Annotated in this window: 26 protein-coding genes; 13 read left to right on the plus strand and 13 right to left on the minus strand. The window is 51.5% G+C overall.

The genetic code is table 11. The features are described 5' to 3' along the window. Positions 1-37 precede the first annotated feature (37 nt). Together AC6I1F_RS00365 and AC6I1F_RS00370 are read left to right on the plus strand one after the other, a co-directional pair. A complete protein-coding gene (locus AC6I1F_RS00365) occupies positions 38-3,958 on the plus strand; it encodes a DUF3683 domain-containing protein (protein ID WP_290432503.1) in 3,921 nt (1,306 codons plus the stop codon). Beyond that, positions 3,958-4,380 (plus strand): HIT family protein, encoded by a 423-nt coding sequence (locus tag AC6I1F_RS00370; protein ID WP_160334215.1) that lies wholly within the window; start codon positions 3,958-3,960, stop codon positions 4,378-4,380. The genes AC6I1F_RS00365 and AC6I1F_RS00370 overlap by 1 nt, the downstream gene beginning before the upstream one ends. On the opposite strand, the gene coaD is transcribed toward AC6I1F_RS00370, so the two are convergent. Both coaD and rsmD read right to left on the minus strand, forming a co-directional pair. After that, a complete protein-coding gene (gene coaD / locus AC6I1F_RS00375) occupies positions 4,361-4,858 on the minus strand; it encodes a pantetheine-phosphate adenylyltransferase (RefSeq protein WP_160334214.1) in 498 nt (165 codons plus the stop codon). The genes AC6I1F_RS00370 and coaD overlap by 20 nt on opposite strands. Positions 4,859-4,860: 2 nt before the next feature. Beyond that, the gene (gene rsmD / locus AC6I1F_RS00380) at positions 4,861-5,430 is read right to left on the minus strand and encodes a 16S rRNA (guanine(966)-N(2))-methyltransferase RsmD (RefSeq protein ID WP_160334213.1); all 570 of its coding nucleotides are present in this window, start codon (positions 5,428-5,430) and stop codon (positions 4,861-4,863) included. A 54-nt stretch (positions 5,431-5,484) separates the two neighbouring features. Between rsmD and ftsY the strand changes: the two genes are divergently transcribed. The 6 genes from ftsY to trmL are packed head-to-tail and all read left to right on the plus strand — an operon-like array spanning position 5,485 to position 10,841. Further along, a complete protein-coding gene (gene ftsY / locus AC6I1F_RS00385; RefSeq protein WP_160334212.1) occupies positions 5,485-6,414 on the plus strand; it encodes a signal recognition particle-docking protein FtsY in 930 nt (309 codons plus the stop codon). A 6-nt stretch (positions 6,415-6,420) separates the two neighbouring features. Beyond that, the gene (locus tag AC6I1F_RS00390; RefSeq protein WP_160334211.1) at positions 6,421-7,884 is read left to right on the plus strand and encodes a Ppx/GppA phosphatase family protein; all 1,464 of its coding nucleotides are present in this window, start codon (positions 6,421-6,423) and stop codon (positions 7,882-7,884) included. Beyond that, on the plus strand, positions 7,881-8,534 hold the full coding sequence (locus tag AC6I1F_RS00395; protein ID WP_160334210.1) for an ATP-binding cassette domain-containing protein: 654 nt from the start codon (positions 7,881-7,883) through the stop codon (positions 8,532-8,534). The genes AC6I1F_RS00390 and AC6I1F_RS00395 overlap by 4 nt, the downstream gene beginning before the upstream one ends. Further along, a complete protein-coding gene (locus AC6I1F_RS00400) occupies positions 8,531-9,385 on the plus strand; it encodes a cell division protein FtsX (RefSeq protein ID WP_160334209.1) in 855 nt (284 codons plus the stop codon). Before AC6I1F_RS00395 ends, AC6I1F_RS00400 begins: the two co-directional genes overlap by 4 nt. A 30-nt stretch (positions 9,386-9,415) precedes the next feature. Next, a complete protein-coding gene (rpoH, locus tag AC6I1F_RS00405) occupies positions 9,416-10,339 on the plus strand; it encodes an RNA polymerase sigma factor RpoH (protein WP_160334208.1) in 924 nt (307 codons plus the stop codon). A 31-nt stretch (positions 10,340-10,370) separates the two neighbouring features. Then, positions 10,371-10,841: a tRNA (uridine(34)/cytosine(34)/5-carboxymethylaminomethyluridine(34)-2'-O)-methyltransferase TrmL gene (gene trmL / locus AC6I1F_RS00410; RefSeq protein ID WP_289077100.1), complete on the plus strand. Its 471-nt coding sequence runs from the start codon at positions 10,371-10,373 to the stop codon at positions 10,839-10,841. Here the strand turns inward: trmL and AC6I1F_RS00415 are convergent. The 3 genes from AC6I1F_RS00415 to AC6I1F_RS00425 form a co-directional block, all read right to left on the minus strand. Further along, the gene (locus AC6I1F_RS00415) at positions 10,838-11,410 is read right to left on the minus strand and encodes an LOG family protein (protein ID WP_160334206.1); all 573 of its coding nucleotides are present in this window, start codon (positions 11,408-11,410) and stop codon (positions 10,838-10,840) included. The two genes, trmL and AC6I1F_RS00415, sit on opposite strands and share 4 nt — an antisense overlap. A gap of 61 nt (positions 11,411-11,471) precedes the next feature. Beyond that, complete coding sequence (gene secB / locus AC6I1F_RS00420) at positions 11,472-11,981, minus strand: protein-export chaperone SecB (protein ID WP_160334205.1); 510 nt, start codon at positions 11,979-11,981, stop codon at positions 11,472-11,474. Positions 11,982-12,016: 35 nt separating this feature from the next. Next, entirely contained in the window at positions 12,017-12,451 is a 435-nt protein-coding gene (locus tag AC6I1F_RS00425) for a rhodanese-like domain-containing protein (protein WP_160334204.1), read from the minus strand. A gap of 239 nt (positions 12,452-12,690) precedes the next feature. Between AC6I1F_RS00425 and gpmA the strand changes: the two genes are divergently transcribed. From gpmA to AC6I1F_RS00440, 3 genes are read left to right on the plus strand one after another with little or no spacing between them, the layout of a single operon-like run. After that, positions 12,691-13,440 (plus strand): 2,3-diphosphoglycerate-dependent phosphoglycerate mutase, encoded by a 750-nt coding sequence (gene gpmA / locus AC6I1F_RS00430; RefSeq protein WP_160334203.1) that lies wholly within the window; start codon positions 12,691-12,693, stop codon positions 13,438-13,440. Between the two features lie 6 nt (positions 13,441-13,446). Continuing rightward, positions 13,447-14,805, plus strand: coding sequence for a murein hydrolase activator EnvC family protein (locus AC6I1F_RS00435; RefSeq protein WP_289077106.1), 1,359 nt, complete (start codon positions 13,447-13,449; stop codon positions 14,803-14,805). A gap of 60 nt (positions 14,806-14,865) precedes the next feature. Then, a complete protein-coding gene (locus AC6I1F_RS00440; RefSeq protein ID WP_289163172.1) occupies positions 14,866-16,383 on the plus strand; it encodes a S41 family peptidase in 1,518 nt (505 codons plus the stop codon). Between the two features lie 66 nt (positions 16,384-16,449). On the opposite strand, the gene slmA is transcribed toward AC6I1F_RS00440, so the two are convergent. Then, positions 16,450-17,043: a nucleoid occlusion factor SlmA gene (gene slmA / locus AC6I1F_RS00445; RefSeq protein ID WP_160334200.1), complete on the minus strand. Its 594-nt coding sequence runs from the start codon at positions 17,041-17,043 to the stop codon at positions 16,450-16,452. 12 nt (positions 17,044-17,055) lie between these two features. Further along, positions 17,056-17,952, minus strand: a complete 897-nt coding sequence (argB, locus tag AC6I1F_RS00450; RefSeq protein WP_160334199.1) for an acetylglutamate kinase — start codon at positions 17,950-17,952, stop codon at positions 17,056-17,058. A gap of 108 nt (positions 17,953-18,060) precedes the next feature. Here argB and AC6I1F_RS00455 point away from each other — a divergent pair, with 108 nt between their 5' ends. After that, complete coding sequence (locus AC6I1F_RS00455) at positions 18,061-18,267, plus strand: heavy-metal-associated domain-containing protein (protein WP_160334198.1); 207 nt, start codon at positions 18,061-18,063, stop codon at positions 18,265-18,267. Positions 18,268-18,325: 58 nt separating this feature from the next. Here the strand turns inward: AC6I1F_RS00455 and dksA are convergent, their stop codons facing one another. From dksA to AC6I1F_RS00485, 6 genes are all read right to left on the minus strand, one after another. Next, positions 18,326-18,775 (minus strand): RNA polymerase-binding protein DksA, encoded by a 450-nt coding sequence (dksA, locus tag AC6I1F_RS00460; protein WP_160334266.1) that lies wholly within the window; start codon positions 18,773-18,775, stop codon positions 18,326-18,328. Between the two features lie 181 nt (positions 18,776-18,956). Beyond that, positions 18,957-20,081, minus strand: a complete 1,125-nt coding sequence (locus AC6I1F_RS00465; protein ID WP_160334197.1) for a CobW family GTP-binding protein — start codon at positions 20,079-20,081, stop codon at positions 18,957-18,959. A 309-nt stretch (positions 20,082-20,390) separates the two neighbouring features. Then, positions 20,391-21,617, minus strand: coding sequence for a class I SAM-dependent rRNA methyltransferase (locus tag AC6I1F_RS00470; protein ID WP_160334196.1), 1,227 nt, complete (start codon positions 21,615-21,617; stop codon positions 20,391-20,393). Between the two features lie 7 nt (positions 21,618-21,624). Next, a complete protein-coding gene (locus AC6I1F_RS00475; RefSeq protein ID WP_160334195.1) occupies positions 21,625-22,314 on the minus strand; it encodes a DUF484 family protein in 690 nt (229 codons plus the stop codon). Further along, positions 22,314-23,165 carry a diaminopimelate epimerase gene (gene dapF, locus AC6I1F_RS00480; RefSeq protein ID WP_160334194.1) on the minus strand — a complete coding sequence of 284 codons (852 nt, stop codon included), beginning with the start codon at positions 23,163-23,165 and terminating at the stop codon, positions 22,314-22,316. Before dapF ends, AC6I1F_RS00475 begins: the two co-directional genes overlap by 1 nt. Before the next feature lie 77 nt (positions 23,166-23,242). After that, a complete protein-coding gene (locus AC6I1F_RS00485) occupies positions 23,243-24,139 on the minus strand; it encodes a lysophospholipid acyltransferase family protein (RefSeq protein WP_160334193.1) in 897 nt (298 codons plus the stop codon). 216 nt (positions 24,140-24,355) lie between these two features. On the opposite strand from AC6I1F_RS00485, the gene metK reads away from it, so the two are divergent. Further along, entirely contained in the window at positions 24,356-25,549 is a 1,194-nt protein-coding gene (gene metK, locus AC6I1F_RS00490) for a methionine adenosyltransferase (RefSeq protein WP_251449799.1), read from the plus strand. Positions 25,550-25,651: the final 102 nt, after the last annotated feature.

Here is a 25,651-nt window from a genome sequence, read left to right on the forward strand (position 1 = left end):
ATATTGCACAATGATGGCATGAACAGAGAATTTCCAGATGATTAAAGAGATGTCGAAAGAAAAATTGAACAACCTTAGACTGCGTGAAATTCCATATAACTACACGTCTTTTTCGGACCGGGACATTGTTGTGAGACTGCTCGGAGAAGATGCATGGAATGTTTTGGAAGAGCTTCGCGGAGACGGCCGTCCCGGAAGGTCTGCCCGGATGCTTTACGAAGTGCTGGGCGACATATGGGTTATTCAGCGCAACCCCTATCTTCAGGAGGATATGCTCTTTAACCAGAAGCGCAGAGGACTTTTGGTGGGCGCGCTTTATCATCGCATCCGTTCGATGCAGCAGCAGATCACTAAACTTGATCCGCAGTCAGCCGAGAAGGTTGAGTTTTTGGTTCAGAAGGCGCTGATTGTTATAGAGAAATTCAAGAGTTCTTTTGAGCGGTCCTGGGACTTAAGAAGGCTTGTGCTGAAGCGCCTGAAGAAGTACACGAAGAGTCAGAATATTCGCTTTGACAGTTTTTCCAGAGCGAGCCATGTGACGGATGCGACCGACTGGCGCGTGGAGTATCCGTTCGCCGTTGTTTATCCCGACCGAGAGGAAGAGGTCTCAGGTATTGTGCAGGCCTGTATCGAGATGAACTTCACCATCATCGCGCGAGGCGGCGGCACCGGATATACCGGCGGGGCTGTCCCGCTCCATCCGCGCACAATCATCATCAATACGGAGAAGCTAAACCGCATTTCCGATGTTGAATTCCGTGCGCTCGACGGCCTTGAAGGAAAGCATGCGACGATTTTTGCCGGAGCAGGCGCCGTCAATAAACAGGTTGCCGAAAAAGCAGCCTCCGAGGGCTGGGTGTTTTCTGTTGATCCCAACTCCAACTACGCCTGCACGATCGGAGGCAATATCGCCGAAAACGCCGGCGGCAAGAAGGCGGTTCTGTGGGGAACAACCGCCGACAACGTGTATTGGTACCGAATGGTTGATCCCAACGGTGACTGGATTGAGGTGACGCGCGTCAACCACAATCTCGGCAAAATCCACTTACAGGAAGATGTGGTTTTCGAGGCTGTTTGGAAAAAAGGCGGAAGCGCGCCGGAGAAAGCCGCCGAGATTCGCCGCAGGACTTATCGGATCAAAGGCAGCACAATCCGTAAGCCGGGCTTGGGCAAGGACGTGACGAATAAATTCTTTGGCGGAGTTCCCGGACTGCAGAAAGAAGGCTGCGACGGCATTATCACATCCGCCCGATTTATCGTGCACAAGATGCCCGCGTTCACTCAGACCGTATGCTTGGAGTTCTACGGAGCGGCAAGCAACGCGGGTCCGGCTATTTATCAGATTTCTCAGCTCTTTGAGTCCCAGCCCGAGGGCGTGATGCTTGCCGGTCTTGAGCATCTCGATGATCGTTATCTTCATGCGATTAACTATGCGCCAAAGAGCGGAAGAGGGATCTACCCTAAGATGGTCATCGTCGGAGACATTATCGGCAGCAGCGAGGAGAGCATCTCCAAGTATGTGGAGGAAGTCCGCAAGATAGCGCTGTCCGGAAACGGTGACACGTACGTGGCGAAGACCCCGGAAGCACGCCATCAGTTCTGGGCTGAACGCTCAAAGACCTCCGCTATTTCAAAGCATACCAACGCCTTTAAGCTGAACGAGGACGTTGTGATTCCTCTGGATAAGATCGGCGACTATACAAACGCGGTGGAACGCTTCAATATTTGCTGCTCGATTGAGAATAAGCTCGATATGATTCGGGAGACCAAGTGCTATCTCGATGGGCCGCTCAGCCTTGGAAAACTCGCAGTGAGTTCCGGCGGCTACACCGAGAAGGAGCTTCTCAGTCAGAAAGTTCCGCTCGGACTTGTTCTTTTGGACAAGGTTGAGGCCGAGTGGACTTATATTCTTCATTATCTGGATGAGGACGCGAAGCAGGCGGTTGAGCGGCTGGAAGAGCTTGGCAGAAAGCGTTCTGAGCGTCTTCCAAAGGATCTTAGCGGCCTGACGCTTCTCGATCTTGTTCAGAATCATTTGATTCGCGTCTCGTGGAAACAGGAGGTTCTGAAAGAGCTCAATGACATTTTTGCCGGCGACTCCTTTGAAAATGTCAGAAATGAGATTTTCCGAATTCATGCGAGAGTGCTCCGCGAAAGAGTATTCATTGCGCTTCATATGCATGCGGGGGACGGCAATGTTCACACAAATATTCCGGTCAACTCCGACAATGTGAAAATGCTCCGTAAAGCCAACGAAGGCGTCGCGTATGTCATGGATGTCGCAAAGAAGCTTGGCGGAGCGATCTCCGGAGAGCACGGCATCGGCATGACAAAGATCGATTTTGTGAGCAAAGGAGAATTTGACGAGTTTTACGACTACCTTGACAAGACCGATCCGCACGGAAGGTTCAACAAAGGCAAGCTGAGACCGCAGGCCAATCTTTCGATTGCCTATACGCCGAGTTTTAATTTGCTCGGACATGAGTCTCTGATTATGCAGAAAAGCGAGGCTCGTCTGATTTCCGAGGAGATTAAGACCTGTCTGCGCTGCGGCAAGTGCAAACCGGTCTGTTCGACTCATGTTCCCAATGCCAATCTGCTCTACTCTCCTCGAAATAAGGTGATTGCGACCTCGCTGCTTTTGGAGGCGTTTCTTTACGAAGAGCAGACCCGCCGAGGTGTTTCTCTTAAGCACTACGCCGACTTTGAGGATGTGTCAGATCACTGCACGATCTGTCAGAAATGCCAGAAGCCGTGTCCGGTTAAGATTGACTTCGGCCGCGTCACTATGCTGATGCGCGATATGCTGCACGCCAAGCATAAGGAGCGCTTCCATCCGGCCAAGGCTGCCGGACTTAAATTCCTTGAGCTTGAGAACCCGCTTGCGGTCAGAGCGGCCCGCAAGGGACTGATTGAATATGGGTTCCAGGCAGAAAGGGCGGCTTCGGACATGCTGAAAATTGCCTCTGCCCGCAGTGCGCGTCATCCGGGATTCAGCACGGGGCGTCCGAGTGTTCGGGAAGAGGTGATTCATCTCGTTAACCGCAAGCTCCCGAAGGATTATGTCGGGACGACGGCGCGCAAGCTGCTTGATATTGAGGATGCGAAATTTATTCCGGTGATAAAAAACAAGGAGCTTGCCGCTTCGGATCAGCCGAGAGAGTCCGTGTTCTACTTCCCGGGCTGCGGCAATGAGAAACTTTTCAGTCAGGTTTCTATCGCCGTTTTAGGCATGCTCTATGACCTGGGCGTGCAGGTTATCCTTCCGCCCGGATACCGCTGCTGCGGACATCCGCAGAAAGGGAACGGTCTGAAGGATAAGGGCGATGAAATCATCACGCGCAATCGGGTTCTTTTCCATCGTGTTGCCAACACGATGAACTATGCCTCGATCAGCACGGTGCTTGTCAGCTGCGGAACCTGTCTGCATCAGCTACGCGAGTACAACTTTGAGTCCATTTTCCCGGGCTGCCGCGTCATGGACATCCATGACTATCTGCTCAGTAAGGGCGTGTCCGTTAAGGGCGCCTACAACACGCGCTACATCTACCACGATCCGTGTCATACACCGCTTAAGGAAGGCGTGCCAATTGAGACGGTAAACGCGCTGATTCATCCCAAGGACGGCTCTTCGGTGGTGCTCTCTGAGCGCTGCTGCGGCGAAAGCGGAACGTTTGCGATTGCCCGACCGGACATCGCCAGTCAGGTTCGTTTTGCGAAAGAACAAAGCCTGAGAGGCGCGGCCGCGAAGCTCAAGGCGGGCGACTTCAGCGGAACCACCAAGGTTCTGACGACATGTCCCGGCTGTCTGCAGGGCATGAGCCGGTATTCGGACGCGATCAAATCACAGGCGGAGTTTCTGATTGTGGAGATGATGCGCTCAAGATACGGAGACGGCTGGCTGCATGAAACGTTAAATAAGCTCCGTGACGGAGCGATTGAAAAGGTACTGCTGTAATGGTCAAAGATTGTCCTTTATGCGCCCCTCAGGGCGAGCTTGAGGTCGTAAGGACCGATAAATTCCGTGTGATCCGGGTCGATGACCCGGATTTCCCGGGATACTTTCGCTTAATTTGGAACGAGCACGTGAAAGAGAACAGTGATCTGTCTGAAGAGGATCGTCTGATTCTTTGGCGCGCGCTCTGCGAGATTGAGCGGATCATGAATGAAGAGCTTTCTCCGGACAAAATTAACTTGGCCGAGTTCGGAACGATGGTGCCGCATCTGCATTGGCATCTGATTGCACGCTATCGTGACGACGCCTCCTACCCGGACTCCTACTGGAGTCCGAAGGTACGCAGTACGGACGAAGAAAAGCTCGTCGAGCGGCGGGAAAAAACTCTGCGGTGCGCAGAGCGCATTAATCGCTGCTTTGCTTAAATGCGACGAACTTGTTTCTGAGGTGCGAAGCGACGTCATCGGTGACAAAGCCGCTTACGTCGCCGCCCATGGAAGCGATTTCGCGCACGAATGAGCCGCTGACGAACTGGTACTGTTCGGCAGGCGTCAGAAATAGGGTGTCCACTTCCGGCATCAAAATCTGGTTCATACCGGCCATTTGGAACTCGTATTCAAAGTCGCTGACAGCGCGCGCGCCCCGGATGATGCACTGAGAGTGATGTTCCCGAACGAAAGTCGCTAAAAGCCCCGTAAAACCGTACACCTCGACATTGGACATCTCTGCGGTGGCGTTTTGGATCATTTCCAGGCGTTCCTCAAGCGTAAAAAGCGTGTGTTTGCGTTTACTTTCTGCGCAGGCGACGATAAGTTTAGGGAAGAGTTTCGCCGCACGGCGGATTAAATCGAGATGTCCGCGCGTAAGCGGATCAAACGTACCCGGGTATGTTGCGATAACCATGTTTACTGCTCCGTCTGACGCGCCAGAAGCAATGAGCTGGCGCCGGACTTAAGTCGTCTGACGGCCTGAAGTCCGATTTCTGAAAGAGATGCGTCTGAGATTTCTTCGGGCGATTCGACATAAATCAGCCCGTCGGGTTTAATAAGCCCGGATGCGGTTTTAAGCGCATGCATCTGTAGTTTTAGAGCAAAGGGCGGATCGATAAAGATCACGTCATATTGTTTTCCTGCGGATTTTATCGTCAGGCTGTCGGCGCAGTGCACGTGTAAAGGCGCGCCGAGTTTTTCAGCGTTCTTCTTAATTTGCGCACAGGCGGAGCGGTTGACTTCATAAACATCCGCGCTTTTTCCGCCTCGGCTGAGGAATTCGAAGGAAAGGGCGCCGCTTCCGCCAAACATATCGAGGCTTGTCCGTTCTTCAAAAGTTTCGAACAGGTGTCCGAGCCAGTTAAAGAGTGTTTCCCTCTGGCGATCCCCGGTGGGCCTTAGTCCTTTTGCGTCCAAAACGGGCAACGGGGTTCGTTTCCATTTTCCCCCAATGATCCTTACTTTGCCGCTACAGTTTCCAGGCATTGGTAAACTCTCAGATTAATTGATTACCTGAACTTTAAATGAAAAATACTCAACATGAGTGACACGAAAGAAAAAACGGGTTGGTTTGCCAGACTGAAGAAAGGTCTTAAAAAAACTCAAGTTAACCTTGTCGGCATCTTTACCGGCGGCGTTGTTGACGAAGCATTTCTTGAAGAGCTGGAGTTTCAGCTGATTGCTTCAGACGTCGGGGTGGAAGCAAGCGCGAAGATTCTGGATAGTCTGCGCGACAGAATCAAACTCAAAGGTCTTAAAACACAGGACGAAGTGAAGGTCGCGCTGAAAGAGATCATTGCGGAACTTTTGAAACCCTGCGAAGCGTCTTTAGATTTTGACGCGCACAATCCATTGGTGATAATGATGTGCGGTGTTAACGGCGCCGGCAAGACAACCACGATCGGTAAACTTGCCAAGCATTTCAGTCTCATGAACAAGCGAGTGCTTTTGGCGGCGGCGGATACTTTCCGCGCAGCGGCGCGGGAGCAGCTGGCGGTTTGGGGCGAGAGAAACCAAATTGAAGTCATCTCTCAGGACAAGGGGGATCCGGCATCCGTTGCTTACGAGTCGATCGTCAGCGGCAAAAAGAAAGGAATGGATATTGTGATGGTGGACACCGCAGGGCGTCTTCCTACTCAGACCAACCTGATGAACGAGCTCTCGCGCATTCAGCGCGTTCAGGGCAAAGCGATGGAAGGGGCACCGCACGCTTCAATTCTGGTTTTGGACGGAACAAACGGACAGAATGCGCTGGCTCAGGTGAAAGCTTTTGACGAAGCGGCCAAACTGACCGGGCTGATCATTACAAAACTTGACGGTACGGCAAAGGGCGGAGTGCTGGTCGCGCTGGCCTGTTCCAGAGAAAATCCGATTCCGATTTACTACATTGGCGTCGGAGAAACGATTGATGATCTGCAGACATTTAACGCAGATGAATTCGCAGCCGCTTTGGTCGGATTGGACAAGTAACGCAAGATGAGATTAGCCGCGATAGATTTAGGGTCCAACAGCTTCAGGCTGGAGATCGCCCGAGTAGAAGACGGAAATATTTTCAGCGAGTGCAGATGGAAAGAGACGGTCCGTTTGGCTGCAGGGCTTGATGAGAACGGGTATCTTTCTGAAGCTGCGCAGAAAAGAGCGCTGACGGCGCTTTCCAGAATTGCCGAGAAAGTGCAGGGTTTTCCGCCCGCCCAAGTACGAGCAGTCGGAACTCAGACGCTTCGAGCCGCGGAAAACTCGGCAGAGTTTTTAGTGAAGGCCGAGAAAGTTCTGGGCTATAAGATTGAAATTCTCAGGGGCAAAGAAGAGGCGCGCCTTGTTTACATGGGCTGCAGCTTTGCGCTGCCGGCTTCGGACGAGATCAGGCTTATTGTTGATATCGGCGGCGCGTCAACTGAGTGCGTGGTTGGACGCGGCCATGAAGTTTTAGACGGAGAGTCGTTCCATATCGGCTGCGTTAACACTTCCGTCTCGTTCTTTAAGGACGGCAATATCAGCGCCAAGAGTTTTAGGCATGCGATATTGGCGGCGGAATTTGTGCTGGACGGCAATGTGTCGGCCTTTACGAAGGGACATTGGTCGGAAGCTTACGGTTCATCAGGGACGGTTTCTGCGGTTTCTTCGATTCTGCGCTCGAACGGCCTGACGGACGGCACGATTACGCTTGACGCGCTTGAGGTGCTGAAAGAGAAGATTATTTCCTCCGGGCGCATTGATAATCTTCATTTCGACGGGCTGCGCGAGGACCGCAGAGAGGTACTGGCGGGCGGCGTGGCGGTTCTGCTTGCGGTGTTTAAGAAGCTGCGGATTGACAAAATGAAGGTTTCGGGCGGAGCGCTCCGTTACGGGCTACTTTATAACCTTGCCGGCCGTCAGCTGAATTCTGATCCGCGTACCGGTTCAGTCAGTGCGCTCTTAAAGCGCACGCACTCCGATGAAAAGCAGTCCGAGCGCATGGCATCCTTTTCGCTGCAGCTGCTGGGCCTTTTAAAGCCGCATGCTTCGGCGGAACAAAAACAAGCCTTGGAATGGGCGTCTCGGCTTTATGAAGTCGGCCTCTTTCTCTCTAGGAGCGACTATCATAAGCACAGTGAATACGTTATTCGCAACAGCGATTTGGCGGGCTTTTCCCGCTCCGAGCAGGAGAGAATTGCCGCTCTGGTGCTTTCGCACCGCGGGCAGCTGAGAAAGGTTGAAGCGCAGATCGAAGAAAAAAGTTTCCGTGAATTGGTCTTTGTTATTCGTTTGGCGGCGATTTTTGTGCATGCGCGGCACGACATAGCGCTGCCGAAGATGTCGCTCAGTGAAGCGGGGAAAGTTTTTGAAATTCATCTTCCCGAGCATTGGTGCAGGGAGCATCCGCTGACGAAGTACATGATTGAGCAGGAAGCTTTGGCGTGGGAAAAGGTTGGTTATCAGGTTAAGCTGAGTATGAAATGAAAGCACTCGTCAGAATGGTGAAGGTTCCGCTTCAGGGATGGAACCGTGACGGAGCTCCTCTTGTGACCATGGAGGTCCGAGAGGGAGAATTTGTCCTGCTTCTTGGAAATAACGGCTCCGGAAAATCCAGTCTGCTTAATCTTATTTCAGGTCTTTCTCTGCCCGAATCCGGAGAGGTTTTTATCAAAGGGAATGCGATATCAAGGATGAGCGAGCATCAGCTTCGGCAGTGGCGCTCCCGTATCGGCATGATTCCGTCCGATCCCGTCATACTCGAAGACTATACGATTGAAGAAAACCTTCAGCTGACTGCGCTGCTTCTGGGGAAGAGCGTTCAGGAGGCTGCGAGCAACGCGAGGGAGTGCGCAGCTTTATGCGGTTTAGAGCCGGAGCTTAAAAGAAAAGGCTCAGAGCTTTCAGTCGGCTTGAAGAAGCGTTTGGTTATCGCCCGCTCGCTGGTGAATCAGCCGGAACTCATACTGGCGGATTCTCCGATGGAAGCGCTTGACAATGACGCTCAGGAAGAATTTCTGTATATCTGCACAAAACTTGCACAGATCGGTTATCCGATCGTAATGACCTCAAGCTATCCTCTTCCATTTGAGATTCGAGCGCTTCGCGTGTTTAACCTTAACGAGGTGCAGAAATGATCTCCACTGCGGAAAGGGCCAAGCGCTCTTTAAAAACCGGGAAAAGAACCTTCTTCTTAGTTGTCGCGATTCTTTCTTTGGCGTTCTGTCTTCTCGGTCAGATGGTACTGAGTTTTTATTCTTTTTATCAGGCGCACCGCGGAGTGATGGGTGATGAGGCAACGATTTTCATCGATCCTACCCTGAATGATAAGGAGACGGAAAAACTTGTACAGAAGATTCAGAGTCTCACCCCGGCCTCTTCGATGAGAGAGATTCAGCCGGCTGACGTGTTGGAAAAAGATATTTTGAAACTGGTTGAGGCTCGCAAGAAAGTGCCGCTGATCCTTGCGCTTCAGTTTCCGGCTGATGTTTCAGTTTCAGAGATGCGCGAGCACGCCGCCGATATTAAGAAGATGAAGGGTGTAGAGGCAGTTACGGCGAATTTTGAGTGGATCGAGAAGCGTCATACGCTCAGAGAGGCGATTGCGCTGGGTATTATTGCGCTTGCGGTTCCGACTGTGCTTTTAGTGGCCATGCTGATCGTTCAGAGCAGCCTGAGACTGCGGAGCTTTATGAGCGATGAACAACGGCTTTTCGGCATGCTTGGCGCTTCGCGGTTTTCGATTTGTGCGCCTCAGATGCTGGTTGCCTTCTGGGCTTCGCTGCTTTCGTGTTTATTTGGCTCGATGCTTTTGGCCCTGTCGCTCTGGGGCAGTATCCCCCTTTTGGAAGAAGCCTTTGAAGTGAAGCTTCTTGCAGACGTACAAACCTGCGCCGCTGTGATTGCGCTGATTGCGCTGATGACTATTTTCGCGACAGTTTTTTCTTCAATGGTCGCGGCTTCCCTGACTAAGCCCCTGAAGTTCTAGTTATTAACCTTTAGCTTAGAATTGAAGGCAATGACTGCTGATAACAAAGAACCCAAGAAAAAGCCCTGCACTGCGCTGGCTCCTTATAAGCCGACGCCGTTGGCGATTCCTGACACAGGATTAGGAACGCTGGCGGATTTTATTCGGGCCGCGAACCGTGCCCCGATCCTGACGCCTGAACGTGAACACGAATTAGCGGTTAGGCTGCACGACAAAGGGGACATGGAAGCCGCAGGCGAACTGATCATGTCGCATTTGCGGCTGGTGATTTCTATTGCCCGTCAGTATCAAGGCTACGGGCTTCCGTTCTCAGATCTGATTCAGGAAGGCAATATCGGTCTGATGAAGGCGGTTAAGCGTTTCAATCCGCATAATGGCGCCCGCTTAGTGACGTTTGCCATGACATGGATCCGTTCTGAAATTCAGGACTACGTTCTGAAGAACTGGCGGCTGGTGAAAGTGGCGACGACTAAATCTCAGCGCAAGCTCTTCTTTAACCTTAGAAAGATGAAGGACGATACCAAGCTGTTGGGTTTGGACGACGCAAATCGCATTGCCGAACAGCTGGAAGTGAAGCCCTCTGAAGTTTTTGAGATGGAGCAGCGCATGACCGGCGCGGACATTGTGATTGATGAACCGAGCGGCGGGGAAAAAGACAGTGCGCCGGAGGACTGGCTCTTTGATGAAGGGGACGACCCGGACAGCAGGCTAAAGCAGGCTCGGTACGAAGAAGTGCTTAGCACAGAGCTTCCTGAAGCGGTAAAGAAGCTTGATCCTCGTTCGCGGCGTATTATTGAGGCGCGCTGGCTTTTTGACGAAAGCAAAGACAAAAAAGGCGCAACTTTGGCTGATCTGGCAGCAGAGCTGGGTGTCAGTCAGGAAAGGGTTCGTCAGCTTGAAAAAAAGGCGTTTGCCGTATTGAAGTCAGAACTGAAGGATGATGCGGCTGAGTGAAGGCGCATTTATGCGAAAGGTTTAGTTTGTCATGTTCAACATAGTGCTTGTCCATCCGGAGATTCCGCCGAATACCGGAAACATTATTCGTCTGTCGGCCAATACCGGCTGTCGGGTTTTTCTTATCGAGCCGCTGGGGTTTGCGCTTGAAGACAAGCATCTGAAGCGTGCCGGGCTTGATTACTGGGAATATGCCGACATCAAGGTCTATCCCTCTTTTGAGGCCTTTTTGGCAGCCGAAGAGCCCGACAGAGCCCGCATGTTCGCAATGACGACCAAAGCGAAGCAGTTAGTCCAGAGCGTCTCTTTCGAGCCCGGGGACTGGTTTGTCTTCGGCTCTGAGGGGAGCGGCCTGCCGCAGGAGATCAGAGATTTATTTGATGCGGCGCATATGATACGGCTGCCGATGCGGCCGAAGAACCGTTCCCTCAATCTCTCCAACTCTGTCGCCGTTACGGTTTACGAAGCTTGGCGGCAGAATAATTTCGAAGGCGGAGTTTAGTCCGGCAGAGCGCCTATCAGTTTCTCAAAAAGCGCTTTGATGTTGCTGTCAAAAAAGCAGAGATCGTTGACTGTATCGCTGATAAGGCCGCAATCGATAGCGGTTTCGAAAAATTCATGAATTTTCTGATAGTACCCATCGACATCAAAAAATCCGATCGGTTTACGGAAAAGTCCGAGCTGATTATTGGTAATGACTTCGAAAGCCTCATCGAGCGTGCCGACGCCTCCCGGAAGAACGAGGAACATATCGGACTCTAGGAACATACGCTCTTTACGTTCAGCCATTGTATCGACATAGATAAGTTCTGTGAGGTTGTCCGCGGGCTTCTCTACCGAGCTTAGGAATTTCGGAATAATTCCTACAACAGGGGCGTAAAAGTCAACAGCGCTCTGGGAGACAGCACTCATCAGACCGGTATTGCCGCCCCCGAATACCAGACGGTACCCATAGCCTGCGATCAACTCTCCAACCTCTTCCGCAGAAGCGGTTAAGTCATACTCCTCTACTTCTCGAGAGCCGCAAAAAACGCCAACTGAAATTTGTTCTCTTCCATCTTTTCTTCTCATAGCAGTAAAAAATAAAAAACCGCTTCCGATTGTATCGGAAGCGGTCTTTGCAGATTAGCGTTTACTGTGCAGTATGAGCTTGCTCAGCAGCCTGCTGTTCCTGCATTCTCTGAGCGAAATAGGCTTCAAAGTTAATTTCGCCGAGGTAAACAGGGGGCATACCTGCGCGTGTCAGCAGGTCGCAGACATTGCTGCGGAGGTACGGATAGATGGTTGTCGGGCAGGTGATGCCGAGAACCATTGTCTTGTGTTCTTCTTCAAATCCTTTCATGAGGAAGATACCTGCCTGCTTGCATTCGACAAGGAAAACCGTTCGGTCTTCGTTATTGATTTTGGTTGTCGCGGTCACTGTAGCGCGAACAACGACTTCATACAGATCCGGCTGGCTCAGAGCGGACTGGGCAACTTCGAGCTGGATATCGACGTGCGGCGCTTCAGGAGCAAGGAAGATCTCTGGAGCGTTGGGCATTTCAAGGGAAGCGTCCTTCAGATAAATACGCTGGATAGCGAACTGAGGGCCCTGATCCTGAGCAGCTGCTTCAGGAGCTGCGTTTGTTTCGTTTTCTGCCATTTTTGTTTCCTTTTCAAGGGTTAAATGATGGTTAATTATTTCTTGCCTTTACGGCCGCGTTTGGAAATTTCAAGGCCGGTGAGCGGAAGCTTGGCGGCCTGCCAGGCGACAATGCCGCCGTCAAGTGTATAGACCTCAGAGAAGCCTTTTCCCTTGAACTGTTTCAGTGCCTGCTGTGCTCTTCTGCCATTTTGGCAAACGAGAATGACCGGACGATTCTTATCAAGAGAATCGAGTTTGGCGATCAAGTCAGCAGCCGGAATGTTTACTGAGCCTGCCAAAGTTCCTTTGGAGAACTCACTCGGAGTTCTGACATCGACAAGCTGAGCGTTTTTATCGTTCACCTTGATTACGACGTCTGCGGGATTAAGGCCGGCGTTTCTGGACTTGGATAAGGAAGGGAACGCGAGAAGGATTGCTGAACCGATAAACGTGATGATCAGCAGAATATTTTCAGTAATAAAATCCATTTTGTTGGTAAATAAAATTAGCCCGATCGGTATCGCGGATTCCCGCCTTACGGAGCCGGCAATCAAACAAATAAGGCATTCTATCAAAACGATTCTTTTGATTCCATAGGAAATTGCGGACTGACCGTAAAAAGGCGCCTGCCAAGGACGATTTATTCTCGCTGCGGCGGTCGAGTCTTTATCTCTATTGCCTCCCCGACTGATACAATCAAGGTTTACGATCGATTTCCGGAAAGATTATGTACAAAATTGTTTTGATGAGACACGGCGAAAGCCAGTGGAATTTAGAGAATCGATTCACGGGTTGGGTTGATGTCGATTTGACGGAAAAAGGCCGTCAGGAAGCGGCAAGGGCCGGAGAGATTCTTAAAGCCGAAGGTTTTGAATTTGATCTTTGCTATACATCGGTTTTAAAACGCGCCGTACGCACCCTCTGGATTGCGCTGGACAAGCTTGACGCGATGTATCTGCCGGTTATTAATGACTGGCGCCTGAACGAACGTCATTACGGAGCGCTTCAGGGACTGAACAAAAAAGAGACAGCGGCAAACTTTGGAGACGAACAGGTTCTGATCTGGCGCCGCTCTTATGACGTTCCGCCGCCCGCACTGACCAAGGATAATCCGATGTGGCCGGGTTTTGACCGTCGTTACAGCGCTGTTAATCCCGATACGCTTCCGCTCACAGAATGTCTGGCCGATACGGTGGCCCGTGTGGTGCCCTATTGGGAAAACGAAATCGTCCCCAACATTAAAGCCGGAAGAAAGATTCTGATTACTGCGCACGGCAATTCACTGCGTTCCCTGATCAAACATTTGGACAATGTTTCCGACAAAGATATTGTTGGCGTCAATGTTCCGACCGCAACGCCTCTTGTCTACGAACTGGATGAAAATATGCGTCCGATCCGCAGCTACTATCTTGGCGATCAGGAAGCGATTAAGCAGAAGATGGCTGCTGTTGCTGCTCAGGGCAAGTCTCAAAAATAACTCTTGATGCACGCACGCTCTTTGCTGGTCATTGCGCTCGTGAGTGCCGCCGCTTTGTGTGCGGCGGCTCCGAGCGCTTTTGCCGTTCAGTCTTCATCAGCGAAGGCTGCTGTGCAGAAGACTCCGGTCAAAAAGAAGAATGCTATCAAGCCGGCTGTGAAGAAAAAGGCGGCATCATCGAAGTCTTCTAAAAGCGCTCCAAAACGCCGCACTGCCGCGAAGAAGGTCGGAGCTGTACCGGACAGCATTGACGCGGCTCGCGCCCAGCAGCAGGAAACTCAGGGCAATATTGAGAAGATTCGTTCTTCGATTGAATCGACCTCTCAGGATCGGGAAAAGATTCGGTCAGAGCTGAAAAAATCCGAAACAGAGATTCGTGCCGTTCGGCAGAAGCTCAGAACGATTCGTACGCAGCGAAGCAAAGCCGAGCGCGAACTCGGCGCACAGAAGCGGCGTGTTGTCAGTCTGGAAAGTGAATTGGCGCTTGAGCAAAGAGCGCTGGAGAGCATCAATCGGCAGAGAGTTGAGCTGCAGACGCAGACGAAGAGTCCAGGTTGGGCTTCTTCCGATCCGAATCAGGCGATGAGACGGGAAACAATGCTGCAGATTCTGGCTAAGCGTTCTCAGGAATCCATCAAGCGTCTTGAAAAATCACAAAAGGCGTTGAACAAGGCACTGGCGGATTCGAAGCGCACTGGCGACAAGCTCAATAAAATGCTTTCAGCCGAAAGGGAAGAGCAGACGCGTCTGAATAAGGAACGGAGGGAGCGGCAGAGAACCGCAGCCAAGCTCGATCGTGAACTTATTATTCTATCAGGCAGTCTGCAGAAGCTGAAGAAGGATGAGGCCAGATTGGGGAACCTCATAACTAATATTCAGAAGCGTGAAGCGGCGAAGCAGTCCAAAGCGCTCGCATCTGCTGCGCATCGCAAAGCCTCAGATTCTTCAGGAACCGCTGCAGCGAAGGTGCAGCCGACAGCAGCGGTCGGTTTGATCTCGCCCGTTCAGGGCGACGTTGCGGCTCGTTACGGCCAGAAACGCGGCAGCGACGACAAGATGGGAACCTGGAAGGGAACGCTCTTCAGTGTAACCGGGGACAAGCCGGTGTATGCGGTTCGCGGCGGAAAGGTCGTGTTCGCTGATTATTTGAAGGGCTATGGAAACCTGCTGATCATTGATCACGGAAAGGGTTACTTCTCTGTTTACGGCAATAATGCGGAGCTTGAAAAGGACATTGGAGATTCCGTCAGGAGCGGCGAAGTGATTTCTCGGGTCGGCAAAGGTTCCGGGTCAGTCTCGGTTCTTTATTTTGAAATGCGTCACAATGGGAAACCAATCGATCCGACAGGATGGATAAATCTTTGATAATCTTTTTAAACTCTTACTAAAAGAACAACTGATTTCTTAAATTATTTTATGAAAAACATGTTTCGAGGATTGCTTCTTGTTTCCGGCGGAATGGTCGCGGGTGCTTTGATCAGCGCCTCTCTGGCCGGTCCAGCCAAGCAGGGAGCCTCAATACTCCCTCTGGATGAAATCCGTCAGTTCACGGATGTTTACGGGGCTGTAAAGCAGTTTTACGTTGAACCGGTAGAAGATAAAAAGCTGATGAAGGAAGCGATTTCCGGCATGCTGTCCGGACTTGATCCGCATTCGGCTTTCTTAGACGAAGAAGCCTACAAAGATCTTCAGGAAGGGACCGCCGGAGAATTTGGCGGCCTGGGTATCGAAGTCAGCGCAGATCCGTCCGGCGTGAAGGTGATTTCGCCAATCGACGATACGCCTGCGGCGAGAGCGCATATCCGAGCAGGCGATATTATTTTCAAGATTGACGGCAAACTGATTAAAGACCAATCGCTGAATGATTCCGTCAAGATGATGCGCGGCAAGCCGGATACCAATATCGAGCTTTCGATCTTGAGAAAAGGTTCTGCTGGCCCGATTAACATCAAGCTGACCCGAGCGATTATCAAAGTTCAGTCGGTTAAATCCAAACCTCTGCCCGACGGTATGGGATACGTCAGAATTTCTCAGTTCCAGGAAAGAACGAGCAGTGATTTAGCTAACGCTCTGGAGTCTCTGAATAAGAGCGGCAATCTGAAGAACGGTTTGGTGCTTGATCTGCGCAACGACCCGGGCGGACTGCTCAATGCTGCGATCGGAGTCTCTGCGGCTTTCCTGCCGAAAGGTTCATTGGTTGTATCGACCAAGGGGCAGATTGAAGACGCAAAGAAGGAATACATAACTTCTCCGAAAGACTATCAGGTTGTTCGCGAAGACGCCGCGGTGGAGAAGCTTCCTGAAGTCACCAAGACGATGCCGATTGTTGTGCTGGTGAACGGCGCGAGCGCGAGCGCCAGTGAAATTGTTGCCGGAGCGCTTCAGGATCACAAGCGCGCAACGATCATGGGCACTCAGTCCTTCGGTAAGGGATCCGTTCAAACCGTGATTCCGATGCGCAGTGAAGGGAAGAAGACAGCGATTAAGCTGACGACAGCTCGTTACTTTACGCCGAGCGGCCGCTCTATCCAGGCCAAAGGCATTTCTCCGGATGTTGAAGTAAAAGATACGGCCGAAGGCAATTTCCTTGACTTCGATATTCGCGAAGCGGACCTCTCCAACCATCTGGAAGTTCCGGAGGATAAGGCCGCCAAAGATGCCAAGAAGGCTTCTGAAAAACCGAAGAAGGCCGAGGCACCGCTTCCTGTGAAGACAGATGCATCCGGCATTACCGAAAAGGTAGAACCGGTGAAGGCGCAGTCTGAAACGGTGAAGAAGCGTCCGAAGTTCTATCGTTACGGCGACGCTGATGATTATCAGCTGAATCAGGCGATCGATTATCTCAAGAAGGTTGACAAGGAGCAGGTATCGAAAAATGCCAAAGCTTCTGTGATTGAGCTTGAGAGCGGTATTAAGATGAAAGTGGAGCCTGTTAAGAAATAACAGTTCTCTAAGCGGAAAGCCTGGGTTTAGCCCGGGCTTTCGTTATCTGATTGCCGCAGAAGCGTTCTATCCGGCAAGGACGAGCGCGAGTTCCGAGTCGGTATAGGCATCTTTTTCAGAAGGATCCTGCTTGATGAATCTCAGCCAATGGCCAAGCAGCAGGGAGAGCAGAAATGAAGCGCGCTCGGCCGCATCAGCCGAAGCGGAAATTTCTCCCTGGGCGGCCGCTAGTTTGAGCGACTGTTTAAACGCGATCTGAATGTAGCCGTAGATCTTATTGATGTTTTGCTGCAGTGATTTATCTTCGAGCGCGAGCGCCTCTCCGCACAGGAGAGAGATCAGACCCGGTTCGGCGCTGCGCAGGGATAAAAGCAGCTTATAGAGCGTTTTCACCTGATCCGAGCCGGAAGCGTTTTCAGACACAATCTTATTGATCCACGAAACAATAAAATTTTCCGCGTATTTAATGACTTCTCGATACATCTCGGCTTTTCCGGGGAAATGCCGATAAAGGGCGGCCTCAGAAATGCCGAGACGATGTGCGAGCGTTTTGGTTGTGATGTGTTTGGATTCGGACTCGCTGATCAGGCTGACGAGCGCTCTGAGAATTTCCAGTTTGCGCTCGGCGCCGGTTTTTCTTTTACTTTTCTTTTCTTCCATCTCTGTTTGATGCTAATTTGCTCTGATCATGGTTCCGACACCCTGAGGCGTCAGGATTTCCAAGAGGAGGCAGTGGTCAACCCGTCCGTCGATAATGTGGACAGCCTTGACTCCGTTTCTGGCCGCCTGAAGAGCGGATGAGATTTTCGGATACATTCCGCCTGAGATTGTTCCGTCGGCAAACAGAGCGTCAATTTCTCCGGAAGAAAGACCGGTAATGAGGTTTCCTTCCTTGTCGAGGACGCCCGGGGTGTTAGTCAGCATGACTAACTTTTCTGCGTGAAGAACTTCTGCGATTTTTCCGGCGACTACGTCTGCGTTGATATTGTAGGAAAGTTCATCCTCGCCGACTCCGATCGGAGAAATAATCGGGATGAAAGCGTCATCCTGCAGAGCTTTAACGACGGACGGATTAACGGATTCGATTTCACCGACTCGGCCCACGTCGTAAAACTTTGTGGGATCCTGAATATCCTGCAGTTTAAGTTTTCTGGCTTTAATGAGCCCTCCGTCCTTACCGGAAAGACCGACAGCCTGACCTCCGAAGCTGTTGATGAGTGTTACGAGATCGCCCTGTACCTGTCCGGAGAGCACCCATTCCACGACTTTCATTGTTTCGTCGTCAGTGACGCGCATACCCTGTATGAATTCGCTTTTTTTGCCGACCCGGTTTAAAGCCTCGCCGATCTGCGGGCCGCCGCCGTGGACGACGACAGGGTTCATGCCGACTAATTTCAGCAGAACGACATCGCGGGCGAAGGCTCTTTGAAGGCGTTCGTCGGTCATTGCATTGCCGCCGTATTTAATGACGATTGTTTTGCCGTGAAATTTTTGGATAAACGGGAGGGCTTCCGACAGTATCTCTGCTTTCAGCTGAGCCGGAACGGATTTTGTGCTGAGGTTTGTCATTGATTTCTTCCAACAAATCGGGCTGTAAGTTATTGGCGGTTCTGAATAGTATCACTTCGGAGCGCTAGAATCGCAACACGAATAATCCATTATTGGAGGTCTAAAACGATGGAACAAAGTTTTGAGTTAAGCGGTGTCCACTGCATGCATTGTGTTGCCCGTGTCAAGAAAGCACTTGAACCTCTTGCGGAAAAAGTTGAAGTTACGCTTTCCCCCGCGATCGCAGTTCTGACAGTTAAAGAACCCGTATCAACGGAAAAAGTCAACGAGGCCCTTTCAAAGGCCGGAGATTACTCTGCTCAGCCTCTGAACTGATTTTCGTACTTTTGGACAAAAAGAAAACCGGATGTCTTTTGGGCACCCGGTTTTTTTATTAGTTGCCGTAGAGCTTCTGACGAAGTTCTCTTCTCTGCTGAGCCTCAAGCGAGAGCGTTGCGGTCGGGCGGGCGAGAAGACGAGGAATACCGATCGGATCGCCGGTTTCTTCACACCAGCCGTATTCGCCGTTTTCGAGTCGGCGCAGCGCCTCCTGAACTTTTTTAAGGAGCTTGCGTTCTCTGTCACGGGTTCTCAGCTCAAGTGCATGTTCTTCTTCGATCGTGGCACGGTCTGCCGGATCGGGAACAATGCTGTTCTCGCGCAGATGTTCGGCTGTCTCGCCGGCGTTGCTGCGAAGCTGAGCTTCTCTTTCTTTGAGCAGGTGCTTAAAGAAAGCCTGCTGAGCCTCGTTCATGTAGTCGGATTCAGGCATGTTCAGAAGTTCTGCCTGAGTCGGAATAGTAATTCCGTCGACGACAATCTTTTCTCCGGTCTGGGAGCCCATCGTCTTTAACAGATACTCAGCAGCCTTCTGCGCAGCCTTTTCGCTGGTTTTTGCGTCCGTTCCGTTCTGATCGGCCTGTACAAGAGGAGCGAGCTCAGCGGCTTCTTTGAGCGCTTTTTGAGCAGCAGATTTACGTTTAGTCGCCATGTTTCTTCTCCCTAGCGGTTTTTAGATGAGTTAATTAAACCAAGCAGGTTTCGAGTCCCTGCAGAATCGCCTTTTTAGGCAGGCGGCGGCCGATGAATACAATTTTGTTTGTCGGTTTCTGATCACCCCAGGGCTTGTCCAGATCAGCAGCCATCAGCATATGCACACCCTGGAAAATCATGCGTCTGTCGGTTCCGGTCATATACAGCACACCCTTGTAGCGGAGCATGTCCGGACCGTATACCTGTGTCAGAGTCCGCATATAGCTGTCAAGCCGAGCCGGATCGAACGGCTTGTCGGATTCAAATACGAACGCTGCGATTTCGTCATCATGACGCGGATGATGATGGTGATGACCGCAGCTGCATGTCTCTCCCTCCTCGTGATGATGTCCGCAGCTGCACTCTCCGTCGTGGTCGTGATGATCATGATTGTGGTCGTGATCGTGGCCGCAGCAGCAATGATCGCCATGATGGTGGTGTTCGCCTTCTTCCTGAGCCTCCTTGAGGAAGTCCGGGTCGAGCTCGAGTGCAGCGTCAAGGTTGAAACCGTGAATGTCGAGCACTTCGCGGATGTCAACATTGCCCATGTTGCATTCGATAATCGGAGCGCGCGGGTTCATGCGGTGCAGACGCGCGCACAGATCATCAACAATTTCCGAGTCGACCAGATCGACCTTGGAAAGAAGGATGCGGTCGGCAAATCCAACCTGAGCCTGTGCGGGCTCCTGCTCATCAAGAGTACGTCCTCCGTTCAGAGCGTCCACGACGGTGATGATTCCATCGACCATATAGAATTGGCTGACTTCTTCATCCATGAAAAACGTCTGTGCGACAGGGCCCGGATCAGCCAATCCGGTCGTCTCAATAATGACGCGTTCGAACTGTGCTGAGCCTTCTTTTTTCTTTTCCATTAAACGAATAAGGTTTTCAGCCAAATCACCGCGAATCGTGCAGCAGATACAGCCGTTATTCATCGTGATGATTTCTTCGTCCTCATTGCGAACCAGAAGATCGTTGTCGATGCTTTCTTCGCCGAATTCATTTTCGATGACGGCGATTTTCTGTCCGTGTTCCTCAGTAAGGATTCTGTTGAGAAGCGTCGTTTTTCCGGCGCCAAGAAAGCCGGTGATGATTGTTACCGGAATCAACTTGTCCATAGCTCCCCCTTAATCGTTTGAACAAAATAGAAAAATCTTTGAGGCCATTTAATTTGAACAGTGGGTTATACAGCAACATTCTTATTAATGCAAGAGTTAAAAAACCAAGCTGAGAAAACCAAATTTAAAACAAGTCCCAATCCTTAAGAAAACCGATTCAGCCGCTTTAGTTTTCAGGGCTTAAGGAAAGAGAAAACTTAAATTGAGCCGGTGTTTTAAACGAATTAGGTATTTTCCATGTCACTGAGCTTTACAAAAAAACAGGCTCGAAATTTTGTTTATCAAGCCTGAAAAAAGCGTTTGTCAGAATTAAGCCGGACCTCTGGAGAGCAGATGAAGACCTTTCAGGTATTCTCCTTCCGGGTGAGTCATCAAAAGCGGGTGATCCATACCTGCGCCAAGACGCTGAATCATCCATGCGTCCACTTTGGAGTCAATGACGGCGCCGGCGATAATTTTCTGGAAGAGGTCCACGTCAATGGCGCCGGAGCATGAGAAAGTCAGCAGATGGCCGTCATCGCCAAGGATGCGCAGCCCGTTAAGGTTAATGTCTTTGTACGCTCTGGCGGCTTTCTCAACATGGTGGTGGCTGGAGGCGAATTTCGGAGGATCAAGAATGACCAGATCGAACTTCTCTCCCTCATCGCGGAATTTCCGTAGCGCTTCGAAAACATTCGCTTCGATCCATTTCATACTGCCGTCGTCAAAGCCGTTTCGCTTGGCATTTTCTTTAGCCATGGTCAGCGCATCTGCTGAGGAGTCAATCGAGACAACTTCGTCGGCGCCGCCCGCTTTCAGCGCCAGAGAAAAGCCGCCGGTATAGCAGAAGCAGTTCAAAGCCCTCAGGCCCCTGCCGTGTTTACGGCGGAACGCCTCGGCAAGTTTACGGGCGAGCAGACGGTTGTCGCGCTGATCCACATAAAAGCCGGTTTTATGTCCTTTGCGTACATCCACGCCGTATTTGATCCCGTCTTCAACGATTTCGACTTCTTCGGGCGGTTCGTTCCCTTCGAGTACTTCCTTGCGCTCTGGCAGGCCTTCTCTGGCGCGTGTTGCCGCGTCAGAGCGGTCATAGACCTCGGAAATACCGGTGTGCCTGACGATCGATTTGCCGATTTCAGCTCTCCAGTATTCGACCCCGGCAGACTGGAACTGCGTCACGATCTGGTTGTTGTACTGATCGACGATGAGTCCGGGCAGAAAATCAGCTTCGCCAAAGATCAGACGAATCGCGTTTGTTCTGCTGCGCAGAGGTTCTCTTGCGGCGATCGCCAGACGGATTTTTTCATCAATCCAGTTTTCGTCGATAACGTCGGTTTCGTTAAAGGACCAGCAGCGGGCGCGCAGCGCGGACTCCGGAGAGAATGCCGCCCATGCTAGGAAGTTCTTTTTGCTGTCCTGGACGCGAACGGTCTGACCGCTCTTGGGACGTCCGGATGCAGACGCGACTCCGGTCGCATACACCCAAGGATGACGGCGCAGCAGGGCGCGTTCTTTACCGGGTTTCAATGTAATAGTAGCAATAGACTGTGTCATTTGAGTTTCATTCGGTAAGTGGAGCGAGGGCGGCCTCGCAGACTCGGGAAGCGCCTCTGAGGAACGGCTCCCGCTGAGCTGCGGAGAATTTCTTTTCGTCGGGATCGCAAAGACAGATAAGCCCGAAGGCTTTGCCGTCCTGTTTCTTCAGCGGAAGAAGAAGAACTCCGCGCGTCTCTGACGGATCTACCTTGAGCCATGCGGCGATCTCATCTCCAAAATTTTTCCCGGCAAAGGGGCCTTCCATTTGCGCAATGGACTCCTCAATCTCCGGTCCGAGACGCTCCGCATAGGGGAAGAAGGCAAAATTTGGACGTGCCGGCCAAAGTCGAATTAATCCGTACGAAGCGTCGAAGGCATTCTTGAAGAACTCGAGTGCCGTATCCGGAAGTCCGATATTGTCTTCGCAGGCAAGCAGTGAAATTGCCAGATCCAAAACGGATTCGGTGTCTTTTGCTTCTGAAAGCGCCTTTTCCCGAAGCTTATTTTCCTCTTCCCGAACTTCCATGGTCGTGAGCGTTGCCCGAAGAACTTCGTTCTGGCACTCGATAATAGAGCGTGTACCCTCCCGATTTTGTCTCGGGAAGCTCATATGAGAGAAGACGTCGGGGTGGCGTCGAAAGAAATCCGGGTTGTCCGTCAGGTAATCGATGACAAATCGGACAGCTTTCTGATTATCTTCAAGTGAGTAGTTCATTAAAGTTCGATCTCGCTGTCAAATAGGTAAACGGCAGGGCCGATAAGTTCAACGTTTTCACCTTCTCCTTCCCACTGAAGCGTCAGATCGCCGCCTCGGTTGTGAAGCGTTACGGGTGATTCCATGAACTGAGCGTGAATGCTGGTGACTGCGGCCGCGCAGTTCCCGGTTCCGCAGGCGAGTGTTTCTCCGGCACCTCGTTCCCAGACCCGAACTTTGCCTTCATGGGGATTCATGATTTCCAAAAAGCCGACATTGACGCGACGGGGGAAGGCCGGATGTTTTTCGATAAACGCGCCGAGCTCAGCAACCGGCGCGCCGGCAGCGTCGTCGACAATGATCGTGACATGCGGATTGCCCATTGAGCTGACGGAGAACCACCAGAGTTCGCCCTTGAAGCGGATTGCCCACTGAGGCTCACCATTTACTTCTCTTGTCGGCAGTCCGGCGGGATTAAACGGAAGGTCTGCCGGGGTAAAAGACGGCATTCCCATATTGACTTTGACCGTTCCGTTATCGAGCAGTTCGGGCTCAATGACGGATTTCATCGTTTGGACGCGGATTTTTTTCTTGTCCGTCAGTTTTCTTTGGCTGACATATTTAACGAAGCAGCGCGCGCCGTTGCCGCACTGTTCGACCTCTCCGCCGTCTTGGTTAAAGATTCGGTATTTGAAGTCGACAGAGTTATCATCGGGTTTTTCAACAACCAGAATCTGATCGGCACCGACGCCAAAATGGCGGTCAGCCAAATGTCTCAGCTGCTTTTCTGTGAGGGAAAACGGTTTTTCAGTGCAGTCAAGCACCACGAAGTCGTTTCCTGCTCCGTGCATTTTCGTGAATTTAATTTTCACAGCGTCCTCAACGGATAGTTAATCTCATCATTCTACTAATGCGTAAGCGCAATCCGCGTATTTTTCGCAATAGCAGCCTAATAAACAGGCGGTTCTCCCTGCGGCCGCGTTTTAAAGCGGCGATGTGTCCACAGATATTGGTCCGGATGTCTGAGGATAAATTGTTCGAGTTCCCGATTGAGGCGTTCGGTGTCCGCGACGGGATCATCCGTCGGAAAATTCTCAAGCGGGTCCGACAGATGCATGATGTAGCCCTCGTCGGTTGTTTCAGCGATGCCCCAGATCACTTTTGCCTTAGTCAGCTTTGCCAATTTAGAGACCATGGGCAGTGTCGCGGCCTGAACTCCGAAAAACGGGACAAAGACGGAATTTCGTTCTCCGTGGTCCATATCGGGAAGGTAATAAAAAGGCAGGGGCTCACGAATGACACGGATGACTTGTTTCATCGCGGAGTTGGATTTTGGAATCAGGACCGGATCGGAGAATCGCTTGCGGGCGTCATAAGCCCATTTATCCCAAATGGGGTTGGACTGAGTCTGATAAAGCGAAGCGCCGCGTCTGAAGGTATTGATTGCGATACCGCCCGCATCCAGACCGACAAAGTGCGGGGCGACAACGATAAGCGGACCCTCATCACACAGTTCCAGGAATTTCTCTTTTCCGGTGAATTTGACCATTGCCTGTACCTGCTCGGCGCTTCCCTTGGCCAGTACGCTGTGGTCAAGCGCGGCACGCACGAGGTTCCTGAAGACTTGTTTCGCTGTGGCTGTGCGTTTTTCTTCGGTCCAATCCGGGAAACACAGCCTGAGGTTTGTAAGGGCGATATGGCGTCGGCGCGCAAGCACGTACCAGGTGACCGTGCCGAGGAAATCGGCCAGAGCGGTCCGCGAGGACTGCTTCCAGCTGACCATCGAGTTCACAATCCCGACACAGGTGCGGGAAATGATTTGATTAAGTGCAGATTTCTTCGCCACGTCAGTCTTTAAGATAAAAAAATGTTAATTTGCTAAATTTTCTTTCCAAGCTAGGGTATTGGACTTGAAAAGCCGATGCTCGAAGATTATAGTGCTGAGTTCGCCGAGTTAAAGGACAACTTGCGGGGCGATATCGAAATTCCGCTAAAGCGTCCGGAAGCGTGCTTCCGCGACGCTGTCTCCTTTGGTTAAATTTTTATTGGAGTACAGCAAGACATGAAACAATCCGCCAAAGAATATCTTTTTACCTCCGAGTCTGTGTCGGAGGGACATCCCGATAAAGTAGCCGATCAGATTTCCGATGCGATCCTTGACGCCATTTTGGAACAGGATCCGACGGCACGCGTTGCGGCTGAAACACTGTGTACGACCGGCACTGTGATGCTGGCAGGCGAAATTTCCACGACAGCCAATGTGGATTTTCCCTCAGTGGTTCGCAACACGCTGAAGAGAATCGGCTATGACGACAGCAGCTACGGCATTGATCATAAAGGCTGTGCTGTTCTCGTCGCCTTTGACAAGCAGTCTCCCGACATCGCGCAGGGTGTTGATTCCGCGCAGGACGATCCTTTGGAAAAAGGCGCCGGCGACCAAGGTCTGATGTTCGGCTACGCCTGTGACGAAACTGACGCGCTGATGCCTGCTCCGATTTATTACGCTCATCGCTTAGTTGAACAGCAGTCTTTGATGCGCAGAACCGGCGAAATGCCTTACCTGCGTCCGGATGCCAAGAGCCAGGTCACGATGCGTTATGTTGACGGTCGTCCCGTCTCGGTAGAAACCGTGGTTCTTTCTACTCAGCATGCGCCTGAGATGAGCGACGGAGACAAGATGAAGCCCGAATTCATCGAAGCCGTGATTGAGAAGATTGTGAAGCCGGTATTTCCTCCGGAAATGCTTCGCGACACCAAGTATCTGATCAATCCGACAGGCCGCTTTGTAATCGGTGGCCCTCAGGGCGACTGCGGTTTAACCGGCCGTAAGATCATTGTGGACACCTACGGCGGTGCCTGCCCGCACGGCGGCGGTGCCTTCTCCGGCAAGGATCCGACCAAGGTTGACCGCTCAGCTGCCTACGCATGCAGATACGTGGCTAAGAACATCGTTGCCGCAGGACTTGCCAAGCAGTGCCAGATTCAGGTCGCTTATGCCATCGGCGTTGCCAACCCTGTGAATATCACTGTTTATACCGAAGGTACCGGCGTCATCCCTGATGAAAAGATTGCCGAACTCGTCCGTGAACATTTTGATCTGAGACCTGCAGGCATCATCAAGATGCTTGATCTGCAGCGTCCGATCTACTCTAAGACTGCCGCATACGGTCATTTCGGCAGAGAAGAGCCAGAATTCACTTGGGAAAGAACGGACAAAGCAGAAGCGCTGCGCAAAGCTGCCGGCTTGGCAGACTAAAATTTCGCGATAAGCGTTCAGTGGGAGGCGGACGAAATCCGCCTCTTTCTGTTTTAGCGAACAACTAATTAAAATCCAACTATTCAGTGAAACAGATCGAAG

It is taken from the genome of Parasutterella sp. St.1A3 (assembly GCF_059728705.1).

What these genes read in the sequence shown, in the direction of transcription:
- AC6I1F_RS00365 (WP_290432503.1), top strand. Translation starts at nt 38, where the DNA reads ATGATTAAAGAGATGTCGAAAGAAAAATTGAACAACCTTAGACTGCGT.
- AC6I1F_RS00370 (WP_160334215.1), top strand. Translation starts at nt 3,958, where the DNA reads ATGGTCAAAGATTGTCCTTTATGCGCCCCTCAGGGCGAGCTTGAGGTC.
- coaD (WP_160334214.1), bottom strand. Translation starts at nt 4,858, where the DNA reads ATGGTTATCGCAACATACCCGGGTACGTTTGATCCGCTTACGCGCGGA.
- rsmD (WP_160334213.1), bottom strand. Translation starts at nt 5,430, where the DNA reads ATGCCTGGAAACTGTAGCGGCAAAGTAAGGATCATTGGGGGAAAATGG.
- ftsY (WP_160334212.1), top strand. Translation starts at nt 5,485, where the DNA reads ATGAGTGACACGAAAGAAAAAACGGGTTGGTTTGCCAGACTGAAGAAA.
- AC6I1F_RS00390 (WP_160334211.1), top strand. Translation starts at nt 6,421, where the DNA reads ATGAGATTAGCCGCGATAGATTTAGGGTCCAACAGCTTCAGGCTGGAG.
- AC6I1F_RS00395 (WP_160334210.1), top strand. Translation starts at nt 7,881, where the DNA reads ATGAAAGCACTCGTCAGAATGGTGAAGGTTCCGCTTCAGGGATGGAAC.
- AC6I1F_RS00400 (WP_160334209.1), top strand. Translation starts at nt 8,531, where the DNA reads ATGATCTCCACTGCGGAAAGGGCCAAGCGCTCTTTAAAAACCGGGAAA.
- rpoH (WP_160334208.1), top strand. Translation starts at nt 9,416, where the DNA reads ATGACTGCTGATAACAAAGAACCCAAGAAAAAGCCCTGCACTGCGCTG.
- trmL (WP_289077100.1), top strand. Translation starts at nt 10,371, where the DNA reads ATGTTCAACATAGTGCTTGTCCATCCGGAGATTCCGCCGAATACCGGA.
- AC6I1F_RS00415 (WP_160334206.1), bottom strand. Translation starts at nt 11,410, where the DNA reads ATGAGAAGAAAAGATGGAAGAGAACAAATTTCAGTTGGCGTTTTTTGC.
- secB (WP_160334205.1), bottom strand. Translation starts at nt 11,981, where the DNA reads ATGGCAGAAAACGAAACAAACGCAGCTCCTGAAGCAGCTGCTCAGGAT.
- AC6I1F_RS00425 (WP_160334204.1), bottom strand. Translation starts at nt 12,451, where the DNA reads ATGGATTTTATTACTGAAAATATTCTGCTGATCATCACGTTTATCGGT.
- gpmA (WP_160334203.1), top strand. Translation starts at nt 12,691, where the DNA reads ATGTACAAAATTGTTTTGATGAGACACGGCGAAAGCCAGTGGAATTTA.
- AC6I1F_RS00435 (WP_289077106.1), top strand. Translation starts at nt 13,447, where the DNA reads ATGCACGCACGCTCTTTGCTGGTCATTGCGCTCGTGAGTGCCGCCGCT.
- AC6I1F_RS00440 (WP_289163172.1), top strand. Translation starts at nt 14,866, where the DNA reads ATGTTTCGAGGATTGCTTCTTGTTTCCGGCGGAATGGTCGCGGGTGCT.
- slmA (WP_160334200.1), bottom strand. Translation starts at nt 17,043, where the DNA reads ATGGAAGAAAAGAAAAGTAAAAGAAAAACCGGCGCCGAGCGCAAACTG.
- argB (WP_160334199.1), bottom strand. Translation starts at nt 17,952, where the DNA reads ATGACAAACCTCAGCACAAAATCCGTTCCGGCTCAGCTGAAAGCAGAG.
- AC6I1F_RS00455 (WP_160334198.1), top strand. Translation starts at nt 18,061, where the DNA reads ATGGAACAAAGTTTTGAGTTAAGCGGTGTCCACTGCATGCATTGTGTT.
- dksA (WP_160334266.1), bottom strand. Translation starts at nt 18,775, where the DNA reads ATGGGCTCCCAGACCGGAGAAAAGATTGTCGTCGACGGAATTACTATT.
- AC6I1F_RS00465 (WP_160334197.1), bottom strand. Translation starts at nt 20,081, where the DNA reads ATGGACAAGTTGATTCCGGTAACAATCATCACCGGCTTTCTTGGCGCC.
- AC6I1F_RS00470 (WP_160334196.1), bottom strand. Translation starts at nt 21,617, where the DNA reads ATGACACAGTCTATTGCTACTATTACATTGAAACCCGGTAAAGAACGC.
- AC6I1F_RS00475 (WP_160334195.1), bottom strand. Translation starts at nt 22,314, where the DNA reads ATGAACTACTCACTTGAAGATAATCAGAAAGCTGTCCGATTTGTCATC.
- metK (WP_251449799.1), top strand. Translation starts at nt 24,356, where the DNA reads ATGAAACAATCCGCCAAAGAATATCTTTTTACCTCCGAGTCTGTGTCG.